The following is a 20,198-nucleotide window of genomic DNA, read 5'->3' as shown; positions in this document are numbered from 1 at the left end:
AGCAACGTCTCCATGAGGCCGACCTCACGGAGCCGCTGCAGCGGGATCGCCGCGAGGAGCGCCCGGACCTGCGCTTCGTGTACGTCACCCGCTACGGCGGGTGCGTCCGCGGGGAACAGCTCGGCGAGAATGCGCCGCGTCATCGCCTCGGCGCTGGTGTGGTCGAAGACGACCGTGGCGGGCAGGCGTAGCCCGGTCGCGGTGTTGAGCCGGTTGCGCAGCTCGACCGCGGTCCGGGACTCGAACCCCAGGTCCTTGAATGCCCGCTGCGGGTCGATCGTGGACGGATTGTTGTAGCCCAGTAGGGCGGCCGTCTGCGCCTGCACGAACTGCAGCAGCAGCAGGCTTCGCTCGCCCGCGTCCACCCGGGCGAGCCGGTCCGCCAGCCCACCCACCGGGCCGGCCGTGCCCGCGACGCGGCGGGCGGCCGCGGGCAGCAGCCCGCGCAGCACCGCGGGCGGATTCGGGTCGAGCCGCAGCGCCGCCTGGTCGAAGACGGCGGCGACCAGCGCCGGGCGATCCGCGGACAGGGCGGCGGTCAGCAGCCGGAGCGGCTGCTCCTCGGCACCCCACGCGAGCGCGGTGGCGGCCAGGCCGTGGGCGCGACGACGGTGGGCGAGGGCGTCGAGGAACGCGCTCGCGGCGGCGTGGTCGGCGTCTCCCGGGCTGCCGAGCACGCCGGAGACCGAGGAGTACAGCACGAACGCGGCCAGGTCCAGACCCGCGGTCGCCAGGTGCAGGTTCCAGGCCGCCTCCAGCTTCGGCCGCAGCGCCGGCTCGGCCGCGGTGTGGAACACGGCCGTGAGCGGCCGGTCGGCGGGGACGGACGCGATGAGCGCCCTGACCGCATCGGCGTCGGCCGTGTCGCAGCCGGCCACCGTCGCCGCCGCGCCGAGCTGCCCCAGCCGGGCCACCAGTTCATCGGCGGCGGAGGTGTCCTGGTCGGGGCGGCGCACCAGGAGCAGTTGCTTCGCCCGGCCGGTGGTCACCAGGTGCTCGGCCAGCAGCGCGCCGGCGGCGTCGGTGCCGCCGGTGATCAGCACGGTACCGTCGGCGGCGAACCGCGGCCCGGATCGGCCGGCGGTGCCGACCCGCGTCAGGCGCGGCGCGAGGAGCCGGTCGCCCCGCACCGCGAGCTGCGGTTCACCGGCGCCCACCGCCGGTGCGATCTCATCCGTACTGGCATCGATGAGCACGAACCGGCCCGGGTGCTCGGACTGCGCGGAGCGCAGCAACCCCCACAGGGCGGCACCGGCCAGATCGGTGACGTCCTCACCCACGGCGGAGACGGCGCCCGACGTCAGCACCACCATGCGGGCGTCGGCGAACCGGGCGTCGGCCAGCCAGGCCCGCAGCGCCCGATCGACGTCCGCGACCAGCCGGCAGGTGCCCGCGACAACGTCCCCGTCCCCGTGTACCCGCAGCAGAACAGTGTCCGGTACCACCGCGTCGGACCGGGCCAGCAGAGCGCCGAATCCGGCCAGGTCGAACACCGGCCCCGGGGCGGGCGCGGATGCCACGGGAGCGGGCACGGTGACCCAGCCCATCTCGAACACCGGGTCGCGCCGACCGCTGCCCGCCATTGCGGCCAGGTGCTCGGCCGGCATCGTGTGCGTGGTCACCGTGCCGACGGTCGCGACGACATCACCGGCGGGGTCGGTCGCGGTGATGGCGATGCTGTCCGGGCCGAGCTGCTCCAGCCGGACGCGGAGCCGGCGGGCGCCGGTGGCGTGCAGGGTCGCACCCGCCCAGGCGAAGGGCAGCCGCACCGTGTGCCCGTCGGTGCCGCAGAGCAGGGCGGCGGGGCGGAGGACGGCGTCGAGCAGGGCGGGGTGGATGCCCCAGCCGCTGACGTCGACCTGCTCGGGGAGCACGATCTCGGCGTACACGCGGCCGTCCGCGTGCCACGCGCCGGTCACACCCTGGAACGCGGGCCCGTAACTCATGCCGGTGGTCGTGAGGTCGCCGGAGAGCGTTTCGAGGCGAACGGCGGTGGCTGCCGCGGGCGGCCACCGATCGGGCAGGTCCACCGGGGCGATGGCCGGTGCGGTGGTGAGGGCGCCGGTGGCGTGGCGAATCCAGTCCTCGTCCGCGGCCCGCGATCGGATGGTGATCGAGCGGTGGCCGTCGTCCGGCGGGCCGACCTCGACGTGCAGAGCGCGGGACTCGTCGCCGGCGAGGGTCAGCGGTGTCTCGATGGTGAGCTCGTGCAGGTACGGGTGGCCGGTGTGCTGCCCGGCGTGCAGCGCGAGTTCCACGAAGGCGGTGCCGGGCAGCAGGGCGGTGCCGTGGACGGTGTGGTCGGCGATCCAGGGCTGGGTGCCCAGCGAGATACGGCCGGTGAACAGGGTCGTGTCGGTGTCGGGCAGGTCGATGGCGGCGGCGAGGAGCGGGTGATCGCCGGGGGCCTGGCCGAGGTCGGCGGGTTCGCTGAGGGTGGTGGCGGCGTTGAGCCAGTACCGCTGCCGCTGGAACGGATAGGTGGGCAGCGCGACCGGTGCCGGCGCCGGGTCAGGCAGCGGCCACCGTACCGGCAGGCCGTGGACGTGTGCGGTGGCCAGGGCGGTGATGAACGCGGTGGACTGGTCGCGGTCGCGGTGCTGGGTGGGGATGGCGAGTGCGTCTGCGGTCAATGTCGCCAGCACCGCGTCCGGGCCCACCTCGAGGAACCGGGTGACGCCGAGTTCGTGCAGTTGTTCGGTGGCGGTGGCGTATTCGACGGTGTGGCGGATGTGCCGGACCCAGTACTCGGGGTCGGTCAGCTCTCCGGGGAGGGTGGATACGACCGGGATGGACGGTGGCTGGTAGTCGAGGCCGGCGGCGACTTCACGGAACTGGTCGAGGATGGCGTCGGTGTGGCTGGTGTGGAACGCCCGGTCCACATGCAGCCGGCGGGCCCGTACACCGTCGGCGGCGAGCCGTTCGGCCAAGGCGGCAATCGCATCCGGTTCACCGGCCAAGACATGCGCGGTCGGGCTGTTGTGGGCGGCGACCTCAACGCCGTCCAGATACGCGTCGATGGTGTCGGTGGTGACGGCGAGCATTGCTCCGGGCGGGAGTTGTTGCATCAGTGTGCCGCGGGCTGTGACCAGCCGTGCCGCGTCGGTGAGGCTGAAGACGCCGGCGATGTGGGCTGCGGTGATCTCGCCGATGGAGTGGCCGGTCAGGTAGTCGGGGGTTAGGCCGAAGTCTTGTAGCAGGCGGTACAACGCCACCTGGTAGGCGAACAGGGCGGGTTGGGTGTAGCGGGTCTGGGCGAGCAGGTCGGTGTGGGCGCCGAACATGACCTCCCGCAGTGGGTGTTCCAGGAGCGGGTCGAACACCGCGCACACCTCGTCGAGGGTGGTGGCGAAGACCGGATAGCGGTCGTAGAGGCCGGCACCCATACCCGGGTGCTGGGAGCCCTGGCCGGTGAACAGGAACGCGGTGCTGCCGTGAACCGAAGTGCCCTGGACCACGCCCGGATGCGGTTCCCCGCCGGCCAGGGCTCGCAGCGCCGCGGCCGGGTCGTGGCCGGGGAGGATCACCGCCCGGTGTGGCATGAGGGCGCGGCCGGTGGCGAGGGTGTGTGCGACCGCGGCCAGGTTTTCGTGGAGGTGCTCAGCGAGCTGTCCGGCGGAGGCGGCCAGGGCTGTCTCGGTCTTGGCGGACAGCAGCAGGGGCAGGTCGGTCGTTGTCGGCTGGGTTTGTTCAGCTGGTGGGGGTGCTTGTTCGAGGATGAGGTGGGCGTTGGTGCCGCTGATCCCGAACGAGGACACCGCCGCTCTCCGTGGTCGGCCGTGGTCGGGCCAGGCGGTCGGCTCGGTGAGCAGAGCGACCTGCCCGGAGTCCCAGTCCACATGGGACGATGGAGCGTCCACGTGCAGGGTCTTTGGCAGCACGCTGGCGTTCATCGCCTGGACCATTTTGATGATGCCGGCGACACCGGCCGCCGCCTGGGCGTGGCCGATGTTCGACTTGATCGACCCCAGCCACAACGGCTGACCATCGGCGCGGTCCTGGCCGTAGGTCGCCAGGAGTGCCTGTGCCTCGATCGGATCGCCCAGAGTGGTGCCGGTTCCGTGCGCCTCCACCGCATCAACGTCGGCCGGCGTCAGCCGCGCGTTGGCGAGTGCTTGTCGGATGACGCGTTCTTGGGATGGGCCGTTGGGTGCGGTGAGTCCGTTGCTGGCGCCGTCCTGGTTGACGGCGGAGCCGGTGATGACGGCGAGGACGTGGTGGCTGTTGCGTTTGGCGTCGGAGAGGCGTTCGAGGACGAGGATGCCGACGCCTTCGCTCCAGCCGGTGCCGTCGGCTTGGTTGGCGAAGGATTTGCAGCGGCCGTCGGTGGATAGGCCGTGTTGGCGGGAGAATTCGATGAAGATGCCGGGTGTGGCGAGGATGGTGACGCCGCCGGCGAGGGCGAGGGTGCATTCGCCGTTGCGGAGTGACTGCATCGCCAGGTGCGTGGCGACCAGCGACGACGAGCAGGCCGTGTCCACCGAGATCGCCGGGCCTTCCAGACCGAGGGTGTAGGCGAGCCGGCCCGACGCGACACTGGCGGTGCTGCCCGAGAGCAGGAAGCCTTCCAGGTCGGCGAACTTGTGGCCGGTGCGCGGTGTGTATTCCTGCGCCACCACACCGGTGAACACGCCGGTCGGTGTCGACTTCAGCGACTCCGGGACAAGCCCGGCCGACTCGAGCGCGTGCCACGCCGCTTCCAGCAACAAGCGCTGCTGAGGGTCCATGGCGAGCGCTTCGCGGGGGCTGATGCCGAAGAAGTCGGCGTCGAAGTCGGTCGCGCTGTCGAGAAAGCCGCCGTGGCGGGTGTACGACGTGCCGGGGTGGTCGGGGTCCGGGTCGTAGAGCGCCGCGAGGTTCCAGCCCCGGTCCGTCGGCATCGTGGTGATGGCGTCGGTGCCGGACTCGACCAGCCGCCACAACTCGTCCGGTGTGTCGGCGCCCGGGTAGCGGCAGGCCATCCCCACGATCGCGATCGGCTCGTCCGCAGCGGCCACGACCGGCGCCGCCACGCGAGGCCCGTCCGCCGGCACCAGCTGCCGCACCAGGTGAGCGACCAGTGCGTCGATGCTCGGGTGGTCGAAGACGATCGTGGCGGGCAGCCGCAGACCCGTGGCGGTGTTGAGCCGGTTGCGCAGCTCGACCGCCGTCAGCGAGTCGAAGCCCAGGTCCCGGAACGCACGCTGCGAATCGACCCCGTCAGCGGTGCTGTGGCCGAGGACGGCCGCGGTGTGGGCGGCGACGATCTGGTGCAGGAACCGCGTCTGTTCGTCGCTGCCCAGCCCGGCGAGCTGATCGGCGAACGTGTTGGTGGCGTTGACGACGCTGGTGGCAGCCGTACGGCGGGTGGTCGTTGCCAGGTCGCGCAGGATGGCGGGGGTGGCTGGGTCGTCACTGTGGAGGGTGTTGGTGTTGAGGGTGGCGGCGGTGAGGGCGGGGTGTGCGGTGTGTAGGGCGGTGTCGAGGAGTTGGAGGGCGTGTCCGGTGGGCATGGGTGTCAGGCCGGTGCGGGTGATGCGGGCGCGGTCGGCGTTGTTGAGGTGTGCGGTCATGCCGGTGGTGTTTTCCCAGTAGCCCCACGCCACCGCCGTGGCGGGCAGGCCGCGGGCGCGGCGGTGTTGGGCGAGGGCGTCGAGGAAGGTGTTCGCGGCGGCGTAGTTGGCTTGTCCGGGGCTGCCGAGGGTGCCGGCGACGGAGGAGTAGAGGACGAATGCGGCGAGGTCGAGGTGTTGGGTGGCGTGGTGGAGGTTCCAGGCGGCGTCGACTTTGGGGCGTAGGACGGTGTGGATGTGGTCGGGGGTGAGGCTTTCGAGTGTGGCGTCGTGGAGTACGCCGGCGGTGTGGAAGACGGCGGTGAGTGGGTGTTCGGTGGGGATGCTGGCGATGAGGTCGTTGACGGCGTCGGGGTCGGCGGTGTCGCAGGCGACCACGGTGGCTGTCGTGCCGTGTTGCTGGAGGCGGGCGATGAGGTCGTCCGCGCCGGGGGCTTGTGATCCGCTGCGGCTGACCAGGAGCAGGCGTCGCGCGCGGCGGGTGGTGGCGAGGTGTTCGGCGAGGAGGGTGCCGAGGGTGCCGGTGCCGCCGGTGATCAGCACCGTGCCGTCGGGATCGATCGGAATCGGATTGGTCAGGACGACTTTGCCGATGTTGTGGCCTTGGGCGAGGTGTCGGTAGGCGGTGGGGGTGTCTTGGACGGGCCATGCGGTGTGCGGCAACGGTTGCAGGGTGCCTTGGTGGAACAGGTCGATGAGGTTGGTGAGTATGTGTTGGATGCGGTCGGGTCCGGCGTCGAAGAGGTCGAAGGGTTGGTAGCGTGTGTCGGGGTTGTCGCGTTGGTCGGTTTTGCCCATTTCTAGGAAGTGGCCGTTGTTGGTGAGGAGGTTGAGGGAGGTGGTGATGTGTTCGCCGGTGAGGGCGTTGAGGACGACGTCGAGGTTGGGGAATTGGTTGCGGTAGTCGAGGGTGCGGGAGGAGGCGATGTGGGTGGGGTGGATGCCGAGTTGGTGGAGGGTGGGCCATTTGGTGGGGCTGGCGGTGGTGTAGATGTCGGCGCGGAGGTGGGTGGCGAGTTGGATGGCGGCCATGCCCACACCACCGGCCCCGGCGTGGATGAGCACCCGTTGGCCGGGTTGGACGTCGGCGAGGTCATGTAGGGCGTAGTAGGCGGTGAGGAACACGACGGGGACGGTCGCCGCCTGAGGGTAGGTCCAGCCATCGGGGATGCGGGTCAGGAGGCGGGCGTCGGTGACGGCGTGGTCGGCGAGGGCGCCGTGGAAGAGGCCCATCACCCGGTCGCCGACTGCCATGGTGGTGACATCTGGTCCGGTCTCGGTGACGACACCGGCGGCTTCGGCGCCGATGACGGCGGCGCCGGGGTACATGCCGAGGGTCATGAGGACGTCGCGGAAGTTGACGCCGGTGGCGCGGATCGCGACCCGCACCTCACCGGCCGCCAGGTCGCGGTGTCCGGCGTCGGTGGTGGTGACGGTGAGGCCTTCCACCGTGCCCGGGGTGGTGACCTGCACCCGCCACGGTCCGCCGGGCAGGTTGAGGCGGTGCACGGTGTGCAGCGGCCGTAGCCGTGGCACCCATATGGTGCCGTTCCGCACTGCCACCTGCGGCTCACCACTGGCGACCGCGGCGGTGATGTCGTCGGTGTCGGTGTCGAGCAGCATGAACCGGCCGGGATGCTCCGACTGCGCCGAGCGCAACAGACCCCACACCGCCGCACCGGCCAGATCCGTGACATCCTCGCCGGGAGTTGCGGCAACCGCGCCCCGGGTGAGCACCACTAGCCGGGCATCGGCGTGGCGGTCATCGGCCAGCCACGCCTGCACCTTGTGGAGCGTGTCCTCGACCAGGTCATGGATGCCGGCCACAACATCACCGCCGCCACCCCGGACCGGAAGCACGTCCTCGACGCTCGGACCGAGCGCGGGCGCAGCGACAGTGGTCCAGCCGGTCTGGAACAGCGAGCCACGCCCAACCACCTTCGGCTGACTGGCCGGCAGAGCCCGGACGGTGAGCGCATCGATCGTGACCACCGGCTCCCCGGCGGGGTCGGTCGCGGTGACCCTGACCGTGTCCGGGCCGGTGCGTTCGACCGTGACGCGTAGCTGGCGGGCGCCGGTGGCGTGCAGCCTGATGCCGGACCAGGCGAACGGTAGCCGGACTTCGGGCCCGCCGATGAGCAGTACCGCCGAATGCAGCGCGGCATCCAGCAGCGCAGGGTGGATGCCCCAGCCATCGACGTCGACCTGCTCCGGGACGACGACCTCGGCGAACGCCCGGTCATCGGCCCGCCACGCGGCCGTCACGCCCTGAAACACCGGCCCGTAGACCAGGCCGATGGCCGCCAGATCGGTGTAGAAGTCCGCCAGCTCCATCCGCGCGGCATCGGGCGGCCAGGTGAGCCCGCTGTCCACCGGCTCGGTGCCGGGCGTGGTGGCCAGGGTGCCGGTGGCGTGGCGGGTCCAGTCCTGCTCGCCGATCCGGGACCGGATGGTGATCGGCCGGTGTCCGTCGCCGTCCGGTGGGCCGGCCTCGACGTGCAGGGAGCGGATCTCGTCACCGTGCAGCGTCAAGGGCGTCTGCAGCGTGAGCTCGTGCAGGTGGAGGTGGCCGGTGTGGTGCCCGGCATGCAGCGCCAGCTCCACGAACGCCGTCCCGGGCAGCAGCACGGTGTCCTGCACGGTGTGGTCGGCGATCCACGGCTGAGCGTCGAGCGACAGCGTGCCGGTGAACAGGACCGTGTCGCTGTCGGGCAGGTCGACCACTGCGGCGAGCACCGGATGGTCCGCGTTCGTCAGGCCGAGGTCGGTGGGTTCGCTGGGCGTGGTGGCCGCGTCGAGCCAGTACCGCTGCCGCTGGAACGGATAGGTGGGCAGTGTGACCGGTGCCGGCGCCGGATCGGGCAGCCGCCACCGCACCGGCAGGCCGTGCACGTGTGCGGTGGCCAGGGCAGTGATGAACGCGGCGGCTTGGTCGCGGTCGCGGTGCTGGGTCGGGATGGCGACCACGTCGGTGAGGGTGTCGGCGGTGAGGGCCGTCAGCACTACGTCCGGTCCGACCTCAAGGAACCGGGTCACGCCGAGTTCGTGCAGGCGTTCGGTGGCGGTCGTGTATTCCACGGTGTGGCGGATGTGCCGGACCCAATACTCGGGGTCGGTCAGCTCCCCGGGGAGGGTGGACACGACCGGGATGGACGGTGGCCGGTAGTCGATGCCGGCGGCGACTTCACGGAACTGGTCGAGGATGGCGTCGGTGTGGCTGGTGTGGAATGCCCGGTCGACGTGCAGTCGGCGGGTGCGTACACCGTCGGCGGTGAGTCGTTCGGCCAGGGCGGCGATCGTGTCCGGGTCGCCGGCCAGGACGTGGGCGGTGGGGCTGTTGTGGGCGGCGACCTCAACGCCGTCCAGATACGCGTCGATGGTGTCGGTGGTGACGGCGAGCATTGCTCCGGGCGGCAGCTGCTGCATCAACGCACCCCGAGCCGCCACCAGCCGCGCCGCGTCGGCCAGCCCGAACACCCCGGCGATGTGCGCGGCGGTGACCTCACCGATGGAGTGCCCGGTTAGGTAGTCGGGGGTCAGGCCGAAGTCTTGTAGCAGGCGGTACAACGCGACCTCGTAGGCGAACAGCGCCGGCTGCGTGTAGCGGGTCTGGGCGAGCAGGCCGGTGTGGGCGCCGAACATCACCTCCCGCAGCGGGTGTTCCAGCAGCGGGTCGAACACCGCGCAGACCTCGTCGAGGGTGGTGGCGAAGACCGGCCAGTGCTCGTAGAGGCCGGCGCCCATGCCGGGGTGCTGGGAACCCTGCCCGGTGAACAGGAACGCCAGCCCGCCCTGACCCGCCACCCCACGGACGACACCCGGATGCACACCGCCATCGGCCAGCGTTCGCAGCGCCGCGGCCGGGTCGTGCCCGGGAAGGACCACCGCCCGGTGCGGCATGAGCGCACGGCCCGTGGCCAGGGTGTACGCGACCGCGGCCAGGTTCTCGTGAAGATGCTCCGCGAGCAGCCCGGCCGAGGCGGTCAACGCCGTCTCGGTCTTCGCCGACAGCAGCAACGGCAGATCGGATTCGGTCGCGGGAACATCCGCTGCGGCAGGTGCCTGCTCGAGGATGAGGTGGGCGTTGGTACCGCTGATGCCGAACGACGACACCGCCGCCCGGCGCGGCCGCCCGTGATCCGGCCAGGCAACCGGCTCGGTCAACAGGGACACCTGCCCGGACTCCCAGTCCACATGGGACGACGGGGCGTCCACGTGCAAAGTTTTGGGCAGCACGCCGGCATGCAGGGCTTGGACCATCTTGATGACGCCGGCGACGCCTGCGGCGGCTTGCGAATGGCCGATGTTCGACTTGATTGATCCCAGCCACAGCGGCTCATCACTGGTGCGGCTCTGCCCGTAGGTTGCCAGGAGCGCCTGTGCCTCGATCGGGTCGCCGAGGGTGGTGCCGGTGCCGTGCGCCTCGACCGCATCAACGTCGGCGGGGGTGAGGCTGGCGTTGGCGAGCGCCTGCCGGATGACGCGTTCTTGGGATGGGCCGTTGGGTGCGGTGAGGCCGTTGCTGGCGCCGTCCTGGTTGACGGCGGAGCCGGCGATGACGGCTAGGACGTGGTGGCCGTTGCGTTGGGCGTCGGAGAGGCGTTCGAGGACGAGGATGCCGACGCCTTCGGAGAACGCGGTGCCGTCGGCTCCGTCGGCGAAGGACTTGCAGCGGCCGTCGGCGGACAGGCCGCGCTGGCGGGAGAACTCGATGAAGCGGGCCGGGGTCGACATGATGGTCACGCCGCCCGCGAGGGCCAGAGTGCATTCGCCGTTGCGCAGCGACTGTATCGCCAGGTGCGTTGCTACCAATGACGACGAGCAGGCGGTGTCGATGGAGATTGCTGGGCCTTCGAGGCCGAGGGTGTAGGCGAGTCGGCCGGAGGCGATGCTGCCGGCGCTGCCGTTGCCGAGGTAGCCTTCGTATGCTTCGGGGGTGTGGTGGAGGCGGGTGGCGTAGTCGTTGTAGATGACGCCGGTGAAGACGCCGGTTGGGCTGGTTTTGAGGCTGGTGGGGTCGATCCCGGCGGTTTCCAGGGCCTGCCAGGTTGTTTCCAGCAACAACCGCTGCTGGGGGTCGGTGGCGGCGGCTTCGCGGGGGCTGATAGCGAAGAAGTCGGCGTCGAATTCGGCGGCCGCATGTAGGAAGCCGCCGTGGCGGGTGTAGGACGTCCCCGGGTGGTCGGGGTCGGGGTCGTAGAGGGCCGCCAGGTTCCAGCCGCGGTCCGTGGGCATGCCGGTGATCGCGTCGGTGCCGGACTGCACCAGCTGCCACAGCTCCTCGGGGCTGTCGGCGCCCGGATAGCGGCCGGCCATGCCCACGATCGCGATCGGCTCGTCCCCGGCCGGGACGGCGGTCGGCGTGACCACGGGAGCGGGTACGGCCTCCGCGGTGAGCAGTTGCGCCAGATGGGCGGTGAGGGCCTGGACGCTCGGGTGGTCGAAGATCGTGGTGGCCGGCAGACGCAGGCCGGTGGCGGCGTTGAGCCGGTTGCGGAGCTCCACCGCGGCCAGGGAGTCGAACCCGAGGTCCTTGAACGCTCGCTGGGGATCGATCCCGTCCTCGTCCCGGCGGCCTAGCACGGCGACGGCGTTGGTGGTGACGATCTGGGTCAGCACCTGCGTGCGTTCGTTGCCACTGAGCCCGGCGAGCCGGCCCGCCAACCCTTCGTCGGTGCCACCGGGGCGGCCGGCGGTGGCGACGCGCCGGTTGGCCACCGGTGCCAGGCCCCGCAGGACTGAGGGCAGCGCGGGATCGCCGGCGCGAGCGCGTACCGCTGCCAGGTCGACGGTGGCCACGAACGGAGCGGGGTGCGCGCTGTCCAGCGCGGCGTCCAGCGACCGCAGTGCCAGCTCATTGGCCAGCGGATGCAGGCCGCTGCGGGTGATGCGGGCGCGGTCGGCGTCGTCGAGGTGTGCGGTCATGCCGGTGGTGTGTTCCCAGTAGCCCCACGCCACCGCCGTGGCGGGCAGGCCGCGGGCGTGCCGGTGTTGGGCGAGGGCGTCGAGGAAGGTGTTCGCGGCCGCGTAGTTGCCCTGCCCAGGGCTGCCCAGCACGCCGGCGACCGACGAGTAGAGGACGAACGCGGCGAGGTCGAGGTGTTGGGTGGCCCGGTGGAGGTTCCAGGCCGCGTCGACCTTGGGGCGCAGCACGGTGTGGACCTGATCCGGGGTGAGGCTTTCAAGCGTGGCGTCGGCGAGGACGCCGGCGGTGTGGAAGATGGCGGTGAGTGGGTGTTCGGTGGGGATGCTGGCGATGAGGTCGTTGAGGGCGTCGGGGTCGGCGGTGTCGCAGGCGACCACGGTGGCTGTCGTGCCGTGTTGCTGGAGGCGGGCGATGAGGTCGTCCGTGCCTGGGGCGTGTGGTCCGCGTCGGCTGGCCAGGAGGAGGTGCTTGGCGTGGCCGGTTTCGGTGAGGTGTTGGGCGAGGAGGGTGGCGAGGGTGCCGGTGCCGCCGGTGATGAGGATGGTGCCGTTGGGGTTGATCGGAGTCGGGTGGGTGAGGACGATTTTGCCGATGTTGTGGCCTTGGGCGAGGTGTCGGTAGGCGGTGGGGGTGTCTTGGACGGGCCATGCGGTGTGCGGCAACGGTTGCAGGGTGCCTTGGTGGAACAGGTCGATGAGGTTGGTGAGTATGTGTTGGATGCGGTCGGGTCCGGCGTCGAAGAGGTCGAAGGATTGGTAGCGTGTGTCGGGGTTGTCGCGTTGGTCGGTTTTGCCCATTTCTAGGAAGTGGCCGTTGTTGGTGAGGAGGTTGAGGGAGGTGGTGATGTGTTCGCCGGTGAGGGCGTTGAGGACGACGTCGAGGTTGGGGAATTGGTTGCGGTAGTCGAGGGTGCGGGAGGAGGCGATGTGGTCGGGGTCGATGCCGAGTTGGTGGAGGGTGGGCCATTTGGTGGGGCTGGCGGTGGTGTAGATGTCGGCGCCGAGGTGGGTGGCGAGTTGGATGGCGGCCATGCCGACTCCGCCGGCGCCGGCGTGGATGAGGATGCGTTGGCCGGGTTGGAGGTCGGCGAGGTCGTGGAGGGCGTAGTAGGCGGTGAGGAATACGACGGGGACGGTTGCGGCTTGGGGGTAGGTCCAGCCGGCCGGGATGTGGGTGAGGAGGCGGGCGTCGGTGGTGGCGTGGTCGGCGAGGGCGCCGTGGAAGAGGCCCATCACCCGATCCCCGGGCGCTACGGTCGTGACATCGGGCCCGACCTCGGTGACGACACCGGCGGCTTCCGAACCGATGACCGCCGGCCCCGGGTACATGCCGAGCGTGATCAGCACGTCGCGGAAGTTGACGCCGCTGGCTCGTACGGCGACCCGAACCTGACCCGGCTGCAGTGCTTCGGGACGGCCGTCGTCGATGACGGTCAGCCCTTCCACCGTGCCGGGGGTGCTGACGTCCACGCGCCAGCGTTCGGCGGGGAGCTGGAGCCGGTGCGCGGTGCGCAGGGCACGCAGCCGCGGCACCCACACCGTGCCGTTGCGCACCGCCACCTGCGGCTCGCCGCTGCCGACCGCGGCGGTGATGTCGTCGGTGTCGGTGTCGAGCAGCATGAACCGGCCCGGATGCTCCGACTGCGCGGAGCGCAGCAGACCCCATACCGCGGCGCCGGCCAGGTCGGTGACGTCATCACCCGGCACTGCGGCGACCGCGCCCCGGGTGAGCACAACCAGGCGCGAATCGGTGTCCGCCAGCCACGCCTGCACCTTCCGCAGTGTCTCCTCGACGAGGTCGTGGGTGCCGGTCACGACCTCGCCGCTGCCCCGGACCGGAAGCACGACCGTCTCGACGCTTGGACCGGGCGTGGGTGCGGCAACGGTGGTCCAGTCGACGTGGAACAGCGTGTCGTGGCCGGGCAGGCTGTCCAGGTGCCCCGGCGGGATGGGGCGGACGGTGAGCGCGTCGACGGTGGCGACCGGCTCCCCGGCGGGGTCGGTCGCGGTGACGGTGATCGTGTCCGGGCCGGTGCGCTCCACCACGACACGCAGCCGGCGGGCGTCGGTGGCGTACAGACTGATGCCGGACCAGGCGAACGGCAACCGCAGCCCGTCGCCGGCGCCCGGGAGGAGCGCGGCGGCGTGTAGCGCGGCGTCGAGCAGCGCGGGGTGTACGCCCCAGCCGGCGACGTCCACCTCCTCCGGCAGAGCGACCTCGGCGTACGCGCGGTCGCCGGCCCGCCACGCGGCGGTCACGCCCTGGAACACCGGGCCGTAGTCCAGGCCGGTGGCGGCCAGGTCGTCGTAGAGGCCGCCGACCCGCACCGGCGCGGCATCCGCCGGCGGCCAGTTCGTGCCCGCTCCGGCCGGCTCGGCGGGGACCGCGGCGGTCAGGACGCCGGTCGCGTGCCGGACCCAGTCCTGTTCGCCGGTCCGGGAGCGGATGGTGATCGGCCGGTGCCCGTCGTCGCCCGGGGCGGCGACCTCGACGAGCACGGCACGCGTCTCGTCACCGTGCAGCGTCAGTGGTGCCTGCAACGTCAGTTCCCGCAGGTGCGGATGGCCGGTGTGGTGCCCGGCGTGCAGCGCCAGTTCGACGAACGCGGTGCCGGGCAGCAGTACCGTCCCCTGCACCGCGTGGTCGGCGAGCCACGGCTGGGTGTCGAGCGACAGCGCGCCGGTCAGCAGCACCGACGTGCTGTCGGGCAGGTCGATCGCCGCGGCGAGCATCGGGTGGTCGGCGTTCGTCAGGCCGAGGTCGGCGGGTTCGCCGGCCGAGCGTCCCGGCTGCAGCCAGTACCGCTGCCGCTGGAACGGATACGTCGGCAGGGCCGCCGGCAGCGGGGCGGTCTCCGGCTGGTCCCACCGCACCGGCAGGCCGTACACGTGGGCGGTGGCGAGGGCGGTCGTGAAGGTCGCCGGCTGGTCGTGGTCGCGGCGCTGGCTGGCGATGGCGAGCATGCCGGTGCCGGACGGGCTGTGCTCCTCGAAGGTCTGTTCGAGGTGCGGGATCAGGATCGGGTGGGGACTGACCTCGATGTACGTGTAGTGGCCGTCGCGGAGCAGTGCCTGGGCGGCCTGGTAGAACCGGACGGGCTTGCACAGGCCGTCGAACCAGTACTCGGCGGTGAGGCGGGTGGGGTCGATCCGGTCGCCGGTGAGCGTCGAGTACATCGCGATGCCGGTCGGCTGTGGCGCGACGCCGGCAAGATCGGTCAGCACCCGGTCCCGTAGCGGTTCGGCGTACGGCGTGTGCGAGGCGATGCCCACGGGCAGCACGCGGACCCGGATCTCGCGTTGCCGGCACTGCTCGACGAGGTCGGCGATCGGCTCGGCGGCACCGGCGACGACGGTGTTGGCGGGCCCGTTGTAGAGGGCGATGTGCAGGTCCGGCCGGCCGTCGACCAGCGCGGTCGTCTCGTCGGCGGAGAGCTCGAGGGAGGCCATGTCCCCGAGGCCGGCCAGGGGGAGCAGGGCGCGGCTGCGCAGGGCGATGACGCGGGCGGCGTCGGCGAGGGTGTACGCCCCGGCCGTGTAGGCGGCGGCGATCTCGCCCAGGGAGTGCCCGACCACCGCGTCGGGGGTCACGCCGCGGTGGCGCCACATGGCGGCGAGGCCGGTCATGACGGTGAACAGGACGGGGTGGAGCAGCTCGACCTGGGTCAGCCAGTCGGTGTCGGTGCGCCGCATGACCTGCCGCAGGTCGAGCCAGGGGGCGAACGCCTCGGCGCAGGCGTCCAGGTGGGCGGCGAACACCGGGTCGCGGTCGGCCAGCTGCAGGCCCATGCCCACCCACTGGCCGCCCTGGCCGGGGAAGACGAACACGGTCTTGTGGCCGGCCGCGTTCGCGGCGCCGTGGACGACGCCCGCGGCGGGTTCGTGCCGCGCCAGCGACTCCAGTCCGCGGATCACCGCGCCAGGGTCGTCGCCCACGACGACGGCCCGGTGGGGCAGCAGGGCCCGACCCGTGGCGAGGGTGTGTGCCACCGTGCCCAGGTCGAGGTCGGGGCGGTGCCGGAGGTACTCGGCGAAGCGGTCCGCCGTGGCCGTCAGCGCCTGGTCGGTCTTGGCGGACAGCAGCAGCGGCATCGCCACGGTCGTGGGCGCGGCGGTCGCGGGCGGCGCCTGTTCCAGGATCAGGTGGGCGTTGGTGCCGCTCATGCCGAACGACGACACCGCCGCCCGGCGCGGCCGTCCGTGGTCGGGCCACGCGACGGCGTCGGTCAGCAGGGCGACCCGGCCGGAGGTCCAGTCGACGTGGCTGGTGGGGGTGTCGACGTGCAGCGTCCTGGGCAGTACCCCGGCCCGGATCGCCTGCACCATCTTGATCACCCCGGCCACGCCGGCGGCGGCCTGGGTGTGCCCGATGTTCGACTTGATCGACCCGAGCCACAGCGGCTGGTCGCCCGGGCGCTCCTGGCCGTAGGTGGCGAGGAGGGCCTGCGCCTCGATCGGGTCGCCGAGCGGCGTGCCGGTCCCGTGCGCCTCGACGGCGTCGACGTCGGCGGGGCTCAGCCCGGCGTCGGCCAGCGCGGCCAGGATGACCTTCTGCTGTGCCGGGCCGTTGGGGGCGGTGAGCTGGCTGCTGGCGCCGTCCTGGTTCATCGCCGAGCCGCGGATGACCGCGAGGATGGGGAGGTTCCTTTCGCGGGCGCGGCTGAGCGTGGTCAGCAGCAGCAGGCCGACGCCCTCGCCCCAGGCGGTGCCGTCGGCGCCTTCGGCGAATGCCTTGCAGCGTCCGCCCGCCGACAGCGCGCGGTTGCGGGTGAACTCGGTGAACGGCAGCGGCGTGCTCATGACGGTCGCGCCGCCCGCCAGGGCCAGGTCGCACTCGCCGGCGCGCAGGGCCTGGCCGGCCAGGTGTACCGCGACCAGGGACGACGAGCAGGCGGTGTCGACGGAGATCGCGGGTCCTTCGAGGCCGAAGGTGTAGGCGACGCGGCCGGACGCGACGCTCGAGGCGATACCCGTCGACAGAAGCCCCTCGAAGCCCACGGGGGTGTCCGGGAGCAGGGGGAAGCCGTAGTCGGCGATCATGACGCCCGCGTACACACCGATGTTGGCCCGGCGCACGTCGTGCGGGGAGAGGCCCGCGTTCTCGAAGGACTTCCACGCCGTCTCCAGCAGCAGCCGCTGCTGGGGGTCCATCGCCAGGGCCTCGCGCGGGCTGATGCGGAACAGATCCGGGTCGAACATGTCCGCGTCGCGTACGAAGCCGCCCTCGCGGGTGTACGTCCGGCCGGGCTGGTCGGGGTCGGGGTGGTACAGCCGATCGACCTTCCAGCCCCGGTTGTCCGGGAACGGCGACATCGCGTCCCGGCCGTCGCGGACCAGGTCCCACAGGTCCTCGGGGGAGCGGACGTCGCCGGGGAACCGGCAGGCCATGCTCACCACCGCGATCGGCTCGCCGTCCCGCGCGGTCGCGTCGGCCAGCCGCTGCCTGGTCCGCTGAAGCTCGGCGGTCGCCCGCCGTAGGTACTCCCGCAGCTTCGCCTCGGTGGACAACGGGTCAGCTGACTGCTCAGCGGTCATGACTGGGGCGCTCCTCGACATCGACGCCACGCTGCACGGGGATTCCTGCACCGGGGGAGCCGGCGTGCGCGGGCTGCCTCCCCACTGTCCGAGCCGGGCTAACGACGTCCTTAGCCGCCACTAAATTGCCGATCAACGGGGCCGGCCGGCGCCGGGGCTTAGGCGGGGCTAAGCACCGCTTAAGTGGCGGGCGGCTAGATCGGAGGGTTCTTGCACGACCTGGTCCGATCCGGCGGGATGCTTCCACGCCGATGCCGCGATGCCTGAAAGGTGCTCACATGGTCGGCGAAACCGTCAAAGACATCTCCCAGGAACAGGTGCTCGGTTCCTACGAGAACCTGGACCCTGATCGCCTGCTGGCGAAGCGCAGCTCGTACATGAACCGCGGATACTGGGCGGGCGACTGCCCCGACATGGACGAGGCCAGCGAGGCACTGGCCCGCCTGCTGGCCGAGTCGGCGGGCTTCCAGCCGGGCGACCGTGTCCTCGACGCCGGGTGCGGGTGGGGCGACCAGGACTTCTTCTGGGCCACGACCTGGAACCTCGGGCACGTCACGGCGCTGAACATCGGCGCGAAGCAGGTTGCGACCGCGACCAGGCGTGCGCAGGAGAAGGGCCTGTCGGGGGTGGTCGAGTTCAAGCAGGCGTCGGCGACCGACCCGCTGCGGCCCCACGGCGAGTTCGACAAGGTCGTCGCCCTGGAGTCGGCGTTCCACTTCAACACGCGGGAGACGTTCTTCCGCAACGCGTTCGAGGCGCTGCGGCCCGGGGGTGTACTGGCCACCGCGGACCAGCCGAAGCTGGACTCCTTCGACTTCGCCGGCCTGAGCGCCGACGAGGAGACCGCCATCCGAACCAGCATCTTCGCGGGCATCCCGCCGGTGGAGAACTGGTACGGCTCGGTGGAGTACGCCGAGCGGCTCGCGACCGCGGGGTTCGTGGACGTGCGCATCACCTCGATCCGTGAGCATGTGTACGAGCCGTTCCTGAACTACTCCATCGCCGCGATGCACGAGGCGGCGTACGCGGCGCGGGTCGGGGACAAGAACATCGAGCTGGCGCAGCGCCTGCTGAGCAACGAGGCCGGCCTGCGCCGGAGCATCTCCGCCCTCGACTACGTGATCGCGGTGGCGAAGAAGCCGCTGTAGTCCCGCACCGCGGAGGGCCTGTCGCGCGGCGTGCGACAGGCCCTCCGTCCTGTGCGCAGCAGCGCCCGGCTCACAGGTCCGTGATCAGCCGCAGGTGCCCGGGTGGGTCGGCGATGGCGACCAGGTCGTGCCGGAACACCGCCTCGACACCGTCGTCGGAGACTTCGATGAAGCCGTTGGTCGCGTAGAACGGCTTCATCCGGGTGTTCTTCGGCGAGTAGCGGTACACGGCCTGGACGGCCCGCGCGCCGTTGGCGTGTTCGTGCCGCAGCAGTGCGGACAGGCACGCGTTCTCGATGCCCCGCGCGAACACCCGGCAGCTGAGCAGAAAGTTGTCGATGTGGGTGACACCGTCCGCACGCCGGCACAGCACCGCACCGACGAGCCCGTTGTCGGCGAACCGGTCCGCGGACCGGATCGTCAGCACGGAGTGGTCCGGCCGGCCGGCCAGATCGCGCACCTCGGCGGCCTCCAGCCGGCGCAGCCCCATGTTGAACTGGTTCGTCCGCTGCGTCAGCTGCGCCACCCGCGGCACCTCGGCCTCGGCGACCGCGGCGAACCGCACCGTGATCCCGAGCTCGCGCAGGTACTGCCCGATATCGGTGAACGTGCCGGCGAACTCCTCGCGCCGCAGCTCGACCCGGTACTGCTCGGTGCGGCCGAGGTCCTCGGCGGTCAGTTCCCGCACGCCGAACCAGCGGTCCGCGAGCAGCTTCTCCAGGTGCAGCGCGGGCTCCGGCCCGACCTCGATCACCTCGACCTCGGGCAACGCCCGCCGGACCAGCGCGCATTCGTACGGGCTGTCGTCGACGAAGACGAAGCTGCCCGTCGCCAGGTTCAGCGCCCGGGCCAAGGATTCGATGTTGTCGTGCTTGGGCTCCCAGTTGGCGATCACCCGGACGAAGTCCTCGTCGCGCAGCACCATCCCGGGGTGCTCGCCGAGCACCCGCCGCACCGGCTCGGCGTCGTTCTTGCTCACCACGGCGAGCAGGATGCCCTGCGACTTCAGCTGCGCGACCGCCCGCTGGAAGGCGGCGAACGCCTCCCCCCGGGGGCCGGGCCCGATCTCGATGCCCTCGGCGCCGTCGTCGCCGAGGATCCCGCCCCACATCGTGCCGTCGAGGTCGACGACGAGACATTTCCTGGTCTGGCCGGCCAGCTGCCGGGCGAGGTGGCCGACCTCCCGCGCGTAGCGGCCCAGCAGGCCCGCTCCCAGGTGAGCCTTGACGTACTGGCTCATCTGCCGGTCGCAGACGGGTGTCCCCCCGGCGATCAGCGGGTCGAGGTCGACGACGACGACCGAGGAGCGGCGGGTGCCCATCCGCAGCAGCCGCGCGTTCGCCTCCCGCCACACCGCCCCCAGCTCCGCGCGGTGGCGATCACTGGTCAGCAACGCCGGCAGGTCCGGCGGCAGCGGGAGCGTATTGAGCACGAGCAACCTTCCGGGCGCGGTCTCGAACCGCTCGGTCAGCCGGTCGATGAGGCCCACCTTCTCGGCCAGCACCCGCTCGGCGTCGGCCACGGTCCACGGGGTCGGCAGCTCGTCGAGGACGATGTGCGGATCGAGTACGCACAGCACGATGTCCGGGCGGGAGCGGTACAGCTCGCTGTCCGGGTCGAGCAGCTCCGGCAGGTACGTGTCGAAGCTCGCCGTGTAGGGCCGCAGCAGCAGGCCGTGCCGCGCCAGTTCGGCGGTGAGCGGGGGGAGCAGTTCGGAGAGTGTGCCGTGCCCGGTGACGGCGACGTTGAGGACCGGCTGCGCCGGGTGGTGGCGCAGCACCTCGTCCGCGTCGAGGCGGGACAGCAGCCGGCCGGCGCGCGGCAGCTCGCCGTGCGGCACGCTGCGCAGCAGCGCGCGCACCCGCGGGTAGTCCGCCACCGGGTCGCCGGTCCGTAACACTGTGAAGAAATCGGCGTGGGGATCATCGCCGCCGGCCGGGCCGGGTCGTGCCGTCGTCGTCCGGTCATGACTGAACGACATGGTGAACGCATTGTTCATTCGATTGACTCCGCCTCACCGTTGCTCGCGCCGGACGAT

2 protein-coding genes and 1 pseudogene are annotated in these 20,198 nt (G+C 71.6%); 1 reads left to right on the top strand and 2 read right to left on the bottom strand.

All coding sequences use genetic code 11. The features are described from left to right. Positions 1 to 140: 140 nt before the first annotated feature. Positions 141 to 16,943 (bottom strand): annotated as a pseudogene (locus ACQPY0_RS33290) (SDR family NAD(P)-dependent oxidoreductase); the annotation flags it as partial. A 347-nt stretch (positions 16,944 to 17,290) separates the two neighbouring features. Here ACQPY0_RS33290 and ACQPY0_RS33285 point away from each other — a divergent pair. After that, positions 17,291 to 18,160: an SAM-dependent methyltransferase gene (locus tag ACQPY0_RS33285; protein WP_432969462.1), complete on the top strand. Its 870-nt coding sequence runs from the start codon at positions 17,291 to 17,293 to the stop codon at positions 18,158 to 18,160. 70 nt (positions 18,161 to 18,230) lie between these two features. On the opposite strand, the gene ACQPY0_RS33280 is transcribed toward ACQPY0_RS33285, so the two are convergent. Beyond that, complete coding sequence (locus ACQPY0_RS33280) at positions 18,231 to 20,159, bottom strand: HAD-IIIC family phosphatase (protein WP_432969459.1); 1,929 nt, start codon at positions 20,157 to 20,159, stop codon at positions 18,231 to 18,233. Positions 20,160 to 20,198 lie beyond the last annotated feature (39 nt).

Origin of the sequence: Dactylosporangium sp. CA-233914, assembly GCF_050942935.1 — a bacterium.
In the GTDB taxonomy this organism is placed as follows: domain Bacteria; phylum Actinomycetota; class Actinomycetes; order Mycobacteriales; family Micromonosporaceae; genus Dactylosporangium.
This window is presented reverse-complemented; position numbering and strand designations above follow the sequence as displayed.